Here is a 12,453-nt window from a genome sequence, read left to right on the forward strand (position 1 = left end):
CGTCGCCGTCTTGTCCGCCGTCGACCAACTCGTACTCTTCGTCGCCTCCTTCGTCGCCAACTGGTTTTCCGCCCTCTCGGGCGGCGGCGCCGGGCTGATCCAGTTCCCCATCCTGATCTTCCTGGGCCTGCCGTTCGGCGTCGCCCTCGCCACCCACAAGGTCGCCACGGTATTCCTGGGCCTGGGTGCCGCCCTGCGCCACCTGAAGGAGAGCCATCTCGAGCGCCGCTTCGTGCTCGCCATCGTCGGGGCCGGCGTGCCCGGCGTCGCCCTCGGCGCCTCGGTCATCCTGTACGTGCCGGAGCGCCCGGCCATCCTGGCGCTCGGCATCCTGACCCTGGGGCTGGGCCTGTATTCCATGGTCAAGCCCAAGCTGGGCCTGGACTACGCGCCCCGCAACCGCACCGGGATCGGGCTGGCCGTGGGCCTGGCGGGCCTGTTCTCGGTCGGTTTCCTGAACGGCTCGATCACCTCGGGCTCGGGCCTGTTCCTGACCCTCTGGCTGGTGCGCCACTTCGGCCTCGACTACAAGCGCGCGGTCGCCTACACCATGGTGGTCGGCGGCGTGCTCTGGAACGGTACCGGGGCGGCGGTCCTGGGCGTGCTCGGCAACGTCCGCTGGGACTGGATGCCGGTCCTTCTGATCGGCGCCCTGCTGGGCGGCTACCTGGGCAGCCACGTGGCCATCGTCAAGGGCAACCTGTGGGTCAAGCGCGCCTTCGAGGTCACCACCATCCTGATCGGCGCCAAGCTGATCGTCGGCTGAGGCGCCTTAGCTCCGCCGCCAGAAGCGCAGGGCGGCGCCGCGCTCGAGCCGGCAGCGGCGCGGCGCGCGGCCGGTCAGGGTCAGTTCGAGGCGGTCCAGGCGGCCCAGTTGCACGGCGCGCAGGGCGGGCTTCAGCCAGTTGCGGTCGGCCGCGCCGGGGTCGGCGAGGACCGCCAGGGTGACGCCGTCGGCGGGATCGGCCGGCAAGCTGACCGGCAGGGCGGCGGCCGGGATTCCGGCCGCGGCCGCCAGCGCCCGGGCCAGGAAGTCGTCGGCCAGGACCCGGTCGCAGGCCGCCACGACGGCGGCCGGACGGCCGCCGCCCCACAGCCAGACGCCGTTCACGACCGGCTCGCCGCGGGCCTCGCGGGCGGCGTTGACCGGATGGTCGTGCAGGCACATCTGAATCTCCACCAGGGTACGCTGTACGGCGCCGGCATCGGGGCCGGCCAGCCGGCCGGGCAGCGCCTGGGCGCCGGCGACTTCGTCGAGCGGCGGGGCGGTGACGGCGGGTGGCGCCGGGAAACGGGCATACCAGCGCGTCGGATGCGGGGCGATGAAGTCGACGTCGCCGGCGAAGGCGCGGTTGAGGGCGGCGACCAGTTCGGCGGCCTCGGCCGCGGCCAGGGCGAAGTGGCGTCGGTCGAGCAGGGTCAGGCTGTGCATGCCGGCCGCCAGATGCACCGGGTCGGCCCGGAACCAGGCACCGGCACCCGGATCGACGCCCTCCGCGGCCAGGGCGTAGGGCGCCAGGGCGGCATCGTCGATGCCGAACAGGCCGGCCAGTGCGGCACTGGTACCGCCTGCGCCGGGACAGGCGTCGACCCGGCCGCGGGCGATCAGCCGGGCCAGGTAGGGCAACTCGCCGAGGTCGTCGGTGTCGGCGAGGATCAGATGCAGGTGTCTCATGGCCGGGATTGTATGCCCGGCGCCGGCCGGCTTTCGTCGCTACAATGCCGCCATGCGCCAAGAACACAGCCAATTCGATATCGCTTGCCGGGGCCAGGGCCTGTACGACTTCACCGCCGAGGTGGCCCGCTGGCTGGCCGGGACCGGCCTGCGCGACGGCCTGCTGACGCTGTTCGTGCGCCACACCTCGGCCAGCCTGGTGATCCAGGAGAATGCCGATGCCGACGTCCAGCGTGACCTGGCCGCCTTCCTGGCCCGCCTGGTGCCCGAGCACGACCCGCTCTACAACCACGTCCTCGAGGGCCCGGACGACATGCCCGCCCACGTGCGCGCCGCGCTCACCCAGACCCACCTGACCATCCCGGTGCGCGACGGCCGCATGGTGCTCGGGACCTGGCAAGGCATCTATCTGTTCGAGCACCGCCGCGCCAGCCATCGGCGCAGCGTGGCCGCCCACGTGATCGGCGAATAACCCTGTCGCGCGTGGCGTTGACGCGCAATAGTTGATAAATATAATCGGGTATACATCATCGAGCGCGGGGGCGGATCATGAAGACGGCAGTGTTGTTCATCTTGTTGGCAGCTTCAGGGACGGCCCTGGCCGGGCCCGAGGCCGGCGCGGCGGACCGGAAGGCGGCTTGCGACCGCCTGATGACCGAAGCGGAGTGCCGGCAGTACCGGGCCGATCTGGTCAGCCTGACCGATCCGGCCGCCCGCCGGCTCTATCTGGCCGAGCACGAGGCCCTGCTGCACGAGCGGGAACTGATGTGCGGCGGCCTGAGCGGGCGCCAGATCGTCGCCCGCGCGCAATACCGCTGAGGCAATCTGGTGGCCGGGCGCGGCCTGTGGCAGACTGCCGCGGATGCGTCCCTACGAACTCTGGATCGGCCTCCGCTATACCCGCGCCAAACGGCGCAACCACTTCATCTCATTCATCTCCGGCGTCTCCATGGCGGGCATCGCCCTGGGGGTGATGGCGCTCATCGTGGTGCTGTCGGTGATGAACGGCTTCCAGGACGAACTGCGTAGCCGCATCCTGGGCGTCGCCTCGCACATGGAAATCTCCGGGCCGGATGGCCGCCTGGCCGACTGGCCGGCCCTGGCCGAGCAGGTGCGCAAGCATCCCGACGTCCGCGGCTATGCCCCCTACGTGGCGGGCCAGGGCCTGCTGGTCATGGGCGACAGCACCAAGGGCGCGATGATCCGCGGCATCCTGCCCGAGCAGGAGGCCCAGGTCACCGACATCGGCGCCCACATGCGGATCGGCACCCTGGCGGAACTCAAGGCCCACGAGTTCAACATCGTCCTCGGCGCCGACCTGGCCAATGCCCTGGGCGTCACCGTGGGCGACAAGGTCACCGTCATCGTGCCGCAGGGCGTGGTCACGCCCGCCGGCCTGCTGCCGCGCATGAAACAATTCCGGGTGGTCGGGCTGTTCTCGGTCGGCATGTTCGAGTACGACGCCGGCCTGGCCCTGATGCACATCGACGACGCCGCGCGCCTGTACCGCCTGGGCGATGCCGTCTCGGGCCTGCGCCTCAAACTCGCCGACATGGACCGGGCGCCCTGGGTGACGCGCGAGCTGGCCCACACCCTGGTGGGCGACTACTACCTATCCGACTGGACCATGAGCCACGCCAACTTCTTCCGCGCCGTGGCGATCGAGAAGCGCATGATGTTCATCATCCTGCTCCTGATCGTCGCCGTGGCCGCCTTCAACATCGTCTCCACCCTGGTCATGGCGGTCACCGACAAGCAGCCCGACATCGCCATCCTGCGCACCCTGGGCGCCAGCCCCGCCAGCATCATGAAGGTGTTCATGGTGCAGGGCAGCCTGATCGGGGTGATCGGCACGCTGGCCGGGGTGGTCCTCGGCGTCCTGCTGGCGCTCAATGTCGAGACCGTGGTGCCGCTGCTCGAGCGCGCCCTCCACATGGACCTCTTCCCGGCCGACGTGTACTACATCTCGGAGCTGCCCTCGAAGGTGATCTGGTCGGACGTCGGCACCATCGCCGGGGTGTCCCTCACGCTCGCCTTCCTGGCCACCCTGTACCCGAGCTGGCGCGCCGCGCGTGTCCAGCCGGCCGAGGCGCTGCGCTATGAGTGACGCCGTACTCGCCTGTACCGGCCTGGCCAAGAGCTATTGGCAGGGCAAGACCGAGGTGCCGGTCCTGGCCGGCGTCGACCTCGCGGTGGCGGCCGGCGAACGGGTCGCCGTGATCGGCGCCTCGGGGTCCGGCAAGAGCACCCTGCTGCACGTGCTCGGCGGTCTCGACAAGCCCGATGCCGGGCACGTCGAGGTGGCCGGGCGCGACATCTGGAGCCTGGGCGAGGGCGAGCGCGGCCGCCTGCGCAACGCCACCCTGGGCTTCGTCTACCAGTTCCACCACCTGCTGCAGGAGTTCACCGCCCTGGAGAACGTCGCCATGCCGCTGCTGATCCGGCGCATGGACAAGGCGGCGGCCCTGGCGGCGGCGCGGCCCTGGCTCGAGGAGGTCGGCCTCGGCCACCGCCTGCACCACCGTCCGGGCGAATTGTCGGGCGGCGAGCGCCAGCGCGCCGCCATCGCCCGTGCCCTGGTGACCGGGCCGGCCTGCGTGCTCATGGACGAGCCGACCGGCAACCTCGACCGCCATACCGCCGAGCGCATCCAGGACATGATGCTGGAGCTGAACGCCCGCCATGCCGTCAGCTTCCTGGTCGTCAGCCACGATCCCCTGCTCGCCGCCCGCATGGAGCGGGTGCTCGAACTGCGCGACGGCGACCTGGTTCAGGTGCGCGCCTGAGCGCGCCGCTTGCGCCGGCGCAGGTAGGCCAGGATGTACAGGCGCCAGGCCAACTGGACCCCGACGTAGCCGAGGGCGGCCAGGAGCAGGCCGAGCGCCACGCTGCCGATCAGGTAGGTTTCGCCCAGGTTCTTGAACCACAGCCATAATTCGGGCAGATAATTCGACCATTGGCCGCCGCCCCAGTCGAAATCCGGCGGGATGGCCCGGGCGATGGTCTCGCCGGTGAACAGCGAGCCGAGCCAGTAGGCCGCGACGATAAGCGGTCCCCAGGTGAAGGGATTGGTATACCAGGTGGTCACCATGGCCACCGGGAGGTTGACCCGAAAGATGATCGCCAGGATGGCACCGGACAGCATCTGCACCGGTCCCGGGATCAGGCCGGCGAACAGTCCTGCGGCGACCCCGCCGGCCACCGAGTGGCGGTTCAGATGCCACAGGTTGGGATGGCGCAGGAGCGGCTGGAACAGCTTCAGGTGCCGATGTTCGCGGATCGTGGCGTGATCGGGCAGGAATTTCCGGAAGTGCTTGCGCGGCATGCGGCACCGGGAGGGGAGGACATGGCAAGGCATTCTAGCCGGGAACGGAACTCATGCCATTAAGGCTGCTGATCCTGTCGTTCGTGGCCGGTGCCGCCTGGCTGCAGACCCGGCCGGAGTTGCCGGACCCGCGCTGGCTCTGGTTGCTGCCCGGTGGCTGGGCGCTCGCCGGCCTGCTCCCGGACGCCTGGCCGCGCCGTCTGCTGGTGGGCCTGCTCGCCGGCGCGCTCGGCTTCGGTTACGCCGGCTGGCGTGCCGAGCGGCGCCTGGCCGACGAACTGCCGGCCGCCTGGCAGGGCCGCGATGTCGCCCTGGTCGGCCGGGTCGCCGGCCTGCCCGAGGCGACCCCGCGCGGCTGGCGCCTGGTGCTCGACGTCGAACGGGTGGACAGCCCGGGCGCCCGGGTGCCGGCCCGGATACAGCTGAGCCGCTACGCCTTCGCCGGCGCCCCCGAGCCGGCCCCGCGCGGCGGGGCCTGCCTGGCCCTTAGCGTGCGTCTGAACCGGCCGCACGGCAACGTCAATCCGGGCGGTTTCGACTACGAAGCCTGGCTGTTCGAACGCGGCATCCGGGCGGTCGGCTACGCCCTCGCGCCGGCCCGGGCGTCCGCCGCCTGTCCGGCCAGCGCGGCCGCCCTGGTCGACGGTTGGCGCCAGGCCCTGCGCGACCGCCTGGCCGGTGAACTCGCCGGCCGGCCGTATGCCGGCGTCGTGGTCGCCCTCGCCGTGGGCGACCAGGAGGCCATCCCGGATGCCCAGTGGACCCTGTTCAGGCGCACCGGGGTCACCCATCTGATGAGCATCTCCGGTCTCCACGTCACCCTGCTGGCCGGCCTGGTCTACGCCCTGGTGAACCTGGCCTGGCGCCGGCTGCCGGGTCTGGCCGTACGTCTGGCGGCCGGGCGTGCCGCCAGCCTGGCCGGCCTCGCGACCGCCGCCCTGTACGTGGCCCTGGCCGGTTTCGGCCTGCCGGCCCAGCGGACCCTCTACATGCTCGCGGCGGCGGCGGTGGCGCTCTGGCTGGGCCGCACCGACTCACCCTCCAGGGTGCTCGCCGCCGCCGCCGGCGTGGTCGTCGCGATCGACCCCTGGGCGGCCCTGGCGCCCGGGTTCTGGCTGTCCTTCGGTGCCGTCGCCGCCCTCATGTACGCGGCGGCCGGGCGTTTGCGCCGGCGTTCGTTCTGGACCGCCTGGCCGGCGGCCCAATGGGCGGTCAGCCTGGCCCTGGCGCCAGCCCTGCTGGTGCTGTTCCACGAGGTGTCGCTGGTGGCGCCGCTGGCCAATGCCGTCGCCATCCCGCTGATCGGCTTGCTCGCGGTACCCGTGATCCTGGCCGCCGCGCTGCTGCCGGTGCCGTTCCTGGCCACCCTCGGGCACGGCCTGGTCGCGGCGGCCATGGCGGCGCTGGATTGGCTGGCCGGCCTGCCGCAGCCGGTCTGGCACGGCGCCACGCCGACCTGGCCGGCGCTCCTCCTGGCGCTGCTCGGGGTGGCCGTCCTGCTGGCGCCGCGCGGCCTGCCCGGCCGCTGGCTGGGCCTATTGCTGTGCCTGCCGCTGCTGGCGCCGCGCCTGGACCATCCGGTACCGGGCAGTTACTGGGTCGACGTGATCGATGTCGGCCAGGGGCTGGCGGTACTGGTGCGCACGGCCGGCCATGTCCTGCTCTACGATGCCGGGCCGCGCTATGCGTCGGGCGAGGACGCCGGCGCCCGGGTGGTGGCGCCGTTTCTGTTCGGGCAGGGCATCGGGCGCCTGGACGGCATGGTGGTATCCCACGACGATGCCGACCACAGCGGCGGCATGGCGGCGCTGCTGGCCAGTCACGCACCGGCCTGGCGGCTGTCCTCGGCGCCGCTGCCGGGTGCCCGCCGATGCGCCGCCGGCCAGGTCTGGCAGTGGGACGGCGTGCGCTTCGAGGTCCTGCATCCGCCCGCCCGCTATTACGCCCAGCCGGGGTTCCCCGACAACGATCTCAGTTGCGTGGTCCGGGTCGCCGGGCGCGACGGCAGCACCCTGCTGACCGGCGACATCGGGCGGCTGGGCGAGCTGAGCCTGCTGGAACTGGCCGGCGACCGTTTGCGCAGCGATGTCCTGGTCGTCGCCCACCATGGCAGCGGCGGCTCCTCGATGGCCCCGTTCGTCGAGGCCGTGGCGCCCCGGCTGGCCGTCTTCTCGGTCGGCCTGCGCAACCGCTTCGGGCATCCGGACGCCGCCGTATTGGCACGCTTCCGGGCCGCCGGCGCCGCGATCGCCCGCACCGACCGCGACGGCGCCCTGCATCTGGCGGTGGCCGGGCGCGGGCTGCCGGTGCGGGCCGCCCGGGTGGCCGATAGACGCTATTGGCAGGCGGATGGGACTTGACAAACGGGCGTTGAAATCCACAGTCGTCATCGCCCGGTCCGATTCCGGCCGTAGGTCTTTGAAGACACTGGATAAATTTATAAGCATTTGATTATAAAGACCTATACCGAGGGCCCAAAAATTGGCCTCGGGTATAGAAATCAAGTGGCGACAGTCATTTAGGTGCAATGTGCAGGGTTTTTGCACAGTTTTATCCACAGCTTCTGTGGATAAGCGTCGGGCGACTGGCCCGGATGCCCTCCGGAACGACCTCCCCGCCGCCGTAACGGTTTGTTTGAACATCATTTGAGGGTATAGTTGATCGTTCACGGCGGCGCCTAGGCCGCCGAATTTGTATCTTCGGTGAACGAGTTATGTCCGAGCATTTGATGCAGACTTATGGCCGCCAGCCCATCGCTTTCACGCATGGGGAGGGCGTCTGGCTATACGACGAGAACGGTGACAAGTATCTGGATGCGGTGGCCGGCGTGGCCGTGGTCGGCCTCGGCCACGGCCATCCGGTCCTGGCCAAGGCCCTGTGCGAGCAGGCCAGCCGGGTGATCCACACCTCCAACCTGTACCGCATCCCGAAGCAGGAAGAACTGGCCGACCGCCTGTGCGGCCTGTCCGGGATGGACCGCGTGTTCTTCTGCAACTCGGGTGCCGAGGCCAACGAGGCGGCCATCAAGCTGGCCCGCCTGCACGGCCACAACAAGGGCATCGACAACCCGGCCATCGTGGTCATGGAAAAGAGCTTCCACGGCCGCACCCTGGCGACCCTGTCGGCCACCGGCAGCCGCAAGGTGCAGGCCGGCTTCGAGCCCCTGGTGGGCGGCTTCGTGCGGGTGCCGTTCGGCGACGCCGATGCGGTGGCCAAGCTGGCCGAACACCACAACAACATCGTGGCCGTCCTGGTCGAGCCCTACCAGGGCGAGGGCGGCGTGCAGATTCCGCAGGCGGACTACCTCGACCGCCTGCGCGCCATCTGCGACGGCAACGGCTGGCTGCTCATGCTCGACGAGGTCCAGACCGGCATCGGCCGTACCGGCAAGTGGTTCGCCTTCCAGCATTCCAACTGCCTGCCCGACGTCATGTCGCTGGCCAAGGGCCTGGGGTCCGGCGTGCCCATCGGCGCCTGCCTGGCGCGCGGCGCCGCCGCCGAGGTGTTCACCCCCGGCAAGCACGGCTCCACGTTCGGCGGCAATCCGTTCGCCTGCACGGCGGCACTGACCACCCTGTCGGTGATGGCGGCCGAGGACATCCCCGGCAATGCCGCCAGCATCGGCACCTTCATCCGCGACACCCTGAAGCGCGAGCTGGGCCAGGTGCCGGGCGTGCGCGAAGTGCGCGGCCAGGGCATGATCATCGGCGTCGAACTGGATCGCCCGTGCGGCGAACTGGTCAAGATGGCGCTGGCCGAGAAGCTGCTCATCAACGTCACCTCCGACAACGTCGTACGCCTGATCCCGCCGCTGGTGATGAACCGGGAGGAGGCGGCGCTGCTGACCGACAAGCTGGCTGCCTTGATCTGGGCCTTCCTGAACTGAGGTGGTCATGGCGGTCAAGCACTATCTGCAGTTCCGCGATTTCACCCGCGACGAATACGACTACCTGTTCCGGCGCACCGGGCTGATCAAGGATCGCTTCAAGCGCTACCAGCCCTATCATCCGCTGGCCGACCGGACCCTGGCGATGATCTTCGAGAAGAGCTCGACGCGGACCCGGCTGTCCTTCGAGGCCGGCATGCAGCAGCTCGGCGGCAGCGCCATCTACCTGAACACCCGCGACACCCAACTGGGCCGTGGCGAACCGGTCGAGGATGCCGCCGAGGTGATCTCGCGCATGGTCGACATCGTCATGATCCGCACCTACGAGCAGGACATCATCGAGCGTTTTGCCAGCCACTCCCGGGTGCCGGTGATCAACGGCCTGACCAACGAATATCACCCCTGCCAGATCCTCGCCGACATCTACACCTACATCGAGACGCGCGGCTCCATCCAGGGCAAGACGGTGGCCTGGATCGGCGACTCGAACAACATGTGCAACACCTGGCTGCAGGCCGCCGAGGTGCTCGACTTCCACATCCGGGTGTCGACCCCGGCCGGCTACGAGGTCGAGCCGGAGCGCGCCAACCTCTACGGCACCGGCCATTACGAGTCCTTCGCCGACCCCATGGAGGCCTGCCGGGGTGCCGATCTGGTCACCACGGACGTCTGGACCAGCATGGGCTTCGAGGCCGAGAACGATGCCCGCCAGAAGGCCTTCGCCGACTGGCAGGTCGACGCCGACATGATGCGCATGGCCAAGCCGGACGCGCTGTTCATGCATTGCCTGCCGGCGCACCGGGGCGAGGAGGTCGCCGCCGAGGTGATCGACGGCCCGCAGTCGGTGGTCTGGGACGAGGCGGCCAACCGCCTGCACGCCCAGAAGGCCCTGATCGAATACCTGCTCCTGGGCCCCCTCACCGCCTGACCCCCCGACATGCCTCTGGAGACCGGCCGATGAAACCGATCCACCTGCTGATCGCCGTCGTCCTGTCGGCGGCCGCGCCGGCCGCCGGCGCCGAGGACGTCCCGGCCGACACCCGCGAGGCGGTCGCCATGCCGCCGCTGCAGCGGGCCCTGGTGCGCGAGGAGATGATCCAGAACCTGGCCACCCTGAACGACCTGCTCGGCCTGATCGCCGCGGGCAAGCTGGCCGAGGCGGCCGACCGGGCCGAGCGCGAGCTCGGCTTCGCCAGCATGGGCAAGCATGCCGCGCGCACCCAGGGCATGGGCCCCGGCCGCTTCATGCCGGACGCCATGCGGGCAACCGGCTTCGCCATGCACGAGGCGGCCAGCGAATTCGCCAAGGTGGCGCGCCAGGGCGACCGGGCCGCGGCCTATGCGGCACTCCAACCCGTGACGGAAGCCTGCGTGGCCTGCCATGTCGGCTACCGTCTGAAATGACCCCAATGATCCATCGGTGAACGAACATGTCTGACATCAAAAAAGTCGTACTCGCCTATTCGGGCGGCCTCGATACCTCGGTGATCCTGAAATGGCTGCAGGACACCTACCAATGCGAGGTGGTGACCTTCACCGCCGACCTCGGCCAGGGCGAGGAACTGGAGCCGGCGCGGGCCAAGGCCCTCAAGTTCGGCATCAAGCCCGAGCAGATCTTCATCGACGACCTGCGCGAGGAATTCGTGCGCGACTTCGTCTTCCCGATGTTCCGCGCCAACACCGTCTACGAGGGCGAATACCTGCTCGGCACCTCCATCGCGCGGCCGCTGATCGCCAAGCGCCTGATCGAGATCGTCAACCTGACCGGCGCCGACGCCATCTGCCACGGCGCCACCGGCAAGGGCAACGACCAGGTCCGCTTCGAACTGGGCGCCTACGCCCTCAAGCCGGACATCAAGGTCATCGCCCCCTGGCGCGAGTGGGACCTGCTCTCGCGCGAGAAGCTGATCAAGTACGCCGAGACCCACGGCATCCCCATCGAGATGAAGCACCGCCAGGGCGGCTCGCCGTACTCCATGGACGCCAACCTGCTGCACATCTCCTACGAAGGCCGCCACCTGGAAGACCCCAACGCCGAGGCCGAGGAGGAGATGTGGCGCTGGACCGTGTCGCCCGAGCAGGCGCCCGACGCCGCCGAATACGTCACCCTCGACTACGTCAAGGGCGACGTGGTGGCCATCAACGGCCAGGCCATGAAGGCGCACGAGGTGCTGGCGGAGCTGAACCGCCTGGGCGGCAAGCACGGCATCGGCCGCCTCGACCTGGTCGAGAACCGCTACGTCGGCATGAAGTCGCGCGGCTGCTACGAGACCCCCGGCGGCACCATCCTGCTCAAGGCGCACCGCGCCATCGAGTCGATCACCCTGGACCGCGAAGTCGCCCACCTGAAGGACGACCTGATGCCGCGCTACGCCAGCCTGATCTACAACGGCTACTGGTGGGCGCCCGAGCGCAAGGCGCTGCAGGTCCTGATCGACCACACCCAGGAGCGCGTCAACGGCTTCGTGCGCCTGAAGCTGTACAAGGGCAACGTCATCGTGGTCGGCCGCGATTCCAAGACCGACTCGCTGTTCGATTCCAGCATCGCCACCTTCGAGGACGACGCCGGTGCCTACGACCAGAAGGATGCCGGCGGCTTCATCAAGCTGAACGCCCTGCGCATGCGCATCGCCGCAAAACTCGCCGCCCTGCGGTCGAACAACTAACCGATGGAAACCAGTATGTCCCAGTTCGAAAACGTCAGCGTCGTCAAGCAGGCCAACGTCTACTTCGACGGCAAGTGCATCTCCCACAGCGTGCAGTTCGCCGACGGGACCAAGAAGTCGGTCGGCGTCGTCCTGCCCGCCACCCTGACCTTCAACACCGGCGTGCCGGAAACCATGGAATGCGTGGCCGGCGCCTGCCGCTACAAGCTGAAGGACGGCGACTGGCAGAGCAGCCGGGCCGGCGAGTCGTTCAGCATTCCGGGCAACTCGTCGTTCGACATCGAGGTGGTGGGCGAGCCCTACCACTACGTCTGCCACTTCGGTTGAGGTCAGCGCCGTGCCGTCCTTCGACATCGTCTCCGAGTCCGACATGGTCGCGCTGAAGAACGCCATCGACGTGGCGGCGCGCCAGATCGGCAACCGCTACGACTTCAAGGGCACCAGCGCGGCGGTGGAGCTGGACGAAAAGGCCAAGTCCATCACCATGCATGGCGATTCCGATTTCCAGCTCGAACAGGTCCAGATGATCCTGTTCCCCGAGATGGAGAAGAAGGAACGCGACAGCACCAAGCGACTGGAGCATGGCGACATCCAGAAGATCTCCGGCAACAAGGTCAAGCAGGTGCTGCAGATCAAGCTGGGCATCGAGCAGGACCTGGCCAAGAAGATCGTCAAGCTGATCAAGGACAGCAAGCTCAAGGTCCAGGCCAACATCCAGGGCGACACCGTGCGGGTTTCCGGCGCCAAACGCGACATCCTGCAGGAATGCATCGCCCTGGTGCGCAAATCGATCAGCGATTTCCCGCTCCAGTACCAGAACTTCCGCGACTGACCGGGCGCCCCCGGGCGGGGCGCCGCCCCGCAGTACCGCGACCTCCGGGATTCTAGCCGTTGCGTCGTT

Annotated in this window: 14 protein-coding genes; 12 read left to right on the forward strand and 2 right to left on the reverse strand. The window is 69.2% G+C overall.

Features of this window, described 5'->3' with window-relative positions:
• The first annotated feature begins 10 nt into the window (after nt 1-10).
• Nucleotides 11-766: a sulfite exporter TauE/SafE family protein gene (locus EZJ19_RS14045; protein ID WP_131448649.1), complete on the forward strand. Its 756-nt coding sequence runs from the start codon at nt 11-13 to the stop codon at nt 764-766.
• A 6-nt stretch (nt 767-772) separates the two neighbouring features.
• Here the strand turns inward: EZJ19_RS14045 and EZJ19_RS14050 are convergent, their stop codons facing one another.
• On the reverse strand, nt 773-1,675 hold the full coding sequence (locus EZJ19_RS14050) for a hypothetical protein (RefSeq protein WP_131448651.1): 903 nt from the start codon (nt 1,673-1,675) through the stop codon (nt 773-775).
• 52 nt (nt 1,676-1,727) lie between these two features.
• Between EZJ19_RS14050 and EZJ19_RS14055 the strand changes: the two genes are divergently transcribed.
• The 4 genes from EZJ19_RS14055 (at nt 1,728) to lolD (ending at nt 4,461) form a co-directional block, all read left to right on the forward strand.
• Nucleotides 1,728-2,147: a secondary thiamine-phosphate synthase enzyme YjbQ gene (locus EZJ19_RS14055; protein WP_131448653.1), complete on the forward strand. Its 420-nt coding sequence runs from the start codon at nt 1,728-1,730 to the stop codon at nt 2,145-2,147.
• Nucleotides 2,148-2,224: 77 nt separating this feature from the next.
• Nucleotides 2,225-2,494, forward strand: a complete 270-nt coding sequence (locus tag EZJ19_RS14060) for a hypothetical protein (RefSeq protein WP_131448655.1) — start codon at nt 2,225-2,227, stop codon at nt 2,492-2,494.
• A 43-nt stretch (nt 2,495-2,537) separates the two neighbouring features.
• On the forward strand, nt 2,538-3,782 hold the full coding sequence (locus EZJ19_RS14065; protein ID WP_131448657.1) for a lipoprotein-releasing ABC transporter permease subunit: 1,245 nt from the start codon (nt 2,538-2,540) through the stop codon (nt 3,780-3,782).
• Nucleotides 3,775-4,461 carry a lipoprotein-releasing ABC transporter ATP-binding protein LolD gene (gene lolD, locus EZJ19_RS14070; RefSeq protein ID WP_131448659.1) on the forward strand — a complete coding sequence of 229 codons (687 nt, stop codon included), beginning with the start codon at nt 3,775-3,777 and terminating at the stop codon, nt 4,459-4,461. The genes EZJ19_RS14065 and lolD overlap by 8 nt, the downstream gene beginning before the upstream one ends.
• Here lolD and EZJ19_RS14075 read toward each other — a convergent pair.
• Nucleotides 4,446-5,000: a DUF2062 domain-containing protein gene (locus EZJ19_RS14075; protein ID WP_131448661.1), complete on the reverse strand. Its 555-nt coding sequence runs from the start codon at nt 4,998-5,000 to the stop codon at nt 4,446-4,448. The genes lolD and EZJ19_RS14075 overlap by 16 nt on opposite strands.
• Before the next feature lie 53 nt (nt 5,001-5,053).
• On the opposite strand from EZJ19_RS14075, the gene EZJ19_RS14080 reads away from it, so the two are divergent.
• The 7 genes from EZJ19_RS14080 to EZJ19_RS14110 all read left to right on the forward strand — a co-directional run bounded on the left by EZJ19_RS14080 (nt 5,054) and on the right by EZJ19_RS14110 (nt 12,384).
• The gene (locus EZJ19_RS14080) at nt 5,054-7,360 is read left to right on the forward strand and encodes a DNA internalization-related competence protein ComEC/Rec2 (protein WP_131448663.1); all 2,307 of its coding nucleotides are present in this window, start codon (nt 5,054-5,056) and stop codon (nt 7,358-7,360) included.
• Between the two features lie 353 nt (nt 7,361-7,713).
• The gene (locus EZJ19_RS14085) at nt 7,714-8,886 is read left to right on the forward strand and encodes an aspartate aminotransferase family protein (protein ID WP_131448665.1); all 1,173 of its coding nucleotides are present in this window, start codon (nt 7,714-7,716) and stop codon (nt 8,884-8,886) included.
• Nucleotides 8,887-8,893: 7 nt separating this feature from the next.
• Nucleotides 8,894-9,814 carry an ornithine carbamoyltransferase gene (argF, locus tag EZJ19_RS14090; RefSeq protein ID WP_131448667.1) on the forward strand — a complete coding sequence of 307 codons (921 nt, stop codon included), beginning with the start codon at nt 8,894-8,896 and terminating at the stop codon, nt 9,812-9,814.
• Nucleotides 9,815-9,843: 29 nt separating this feature from the next.
• Nucleotides 9,844-10,290 (forward strand): cytochrome c, encoded by a 447-nt coding sequence (locus EZJ19_RS14095; RefSeq protein ID WP_131448669.1) that lies wholly within the window; start codon nt 9,844-9,846, stop codon nt 10,288-10,290.
• A gap of 26 nt (nt 10,291-10,316) precedes the next feature.
• Entirely contained in the window at nt 10,317-11,552 is a 1,236-nt protein-coding gene (locus EZJ19_RS14100) for an argininosuccinate synthase (RefSeq protein ID WP_131448671.1), read from the forward strand.
• A gap of 15 nt (nt 11,553-11,567) precedes the next feature.
• Complete coding sequence (gene ppnP, locus EZJ19_RS14105; RefSeq protein WP_131448672.1) at nt 11,568-11,879, forward strand: pyrimidine/purine nucleoside phosphorylase; 312 nt, start codon at nt 11,568-11,570, stop codon at nt 11,877-11,879.
• Nucleotides 11,880-11,889: 10 nt separating this feature from the next.
• Nucleotides 11,890-12,384 (forward strand): YajQ family cyclic di-GMP-binding protein, encoded by a 495-nt coding sequence (locus tag EZJ19_RS14110; protein ID WP_131448674.1) that lies wholly within the window; start codon nt 11,890-11,892, stop codon nt 12,382-12,384.
• Nucleotides 12,385-12,453 lie beyond the last annotated feature (69 nt).

Source organism: Parasulfuritortus cantonensis (assembly GCF_004337445.1).
In the GTDB taxonomy this organism is placed as follows: Bacteria; Pseudomonadota; Gammaproteobacteria; order Burkholderiales; family Thiobacillaceae; genus Parasulfuritortus; species Parasulfuritortus cantonensis.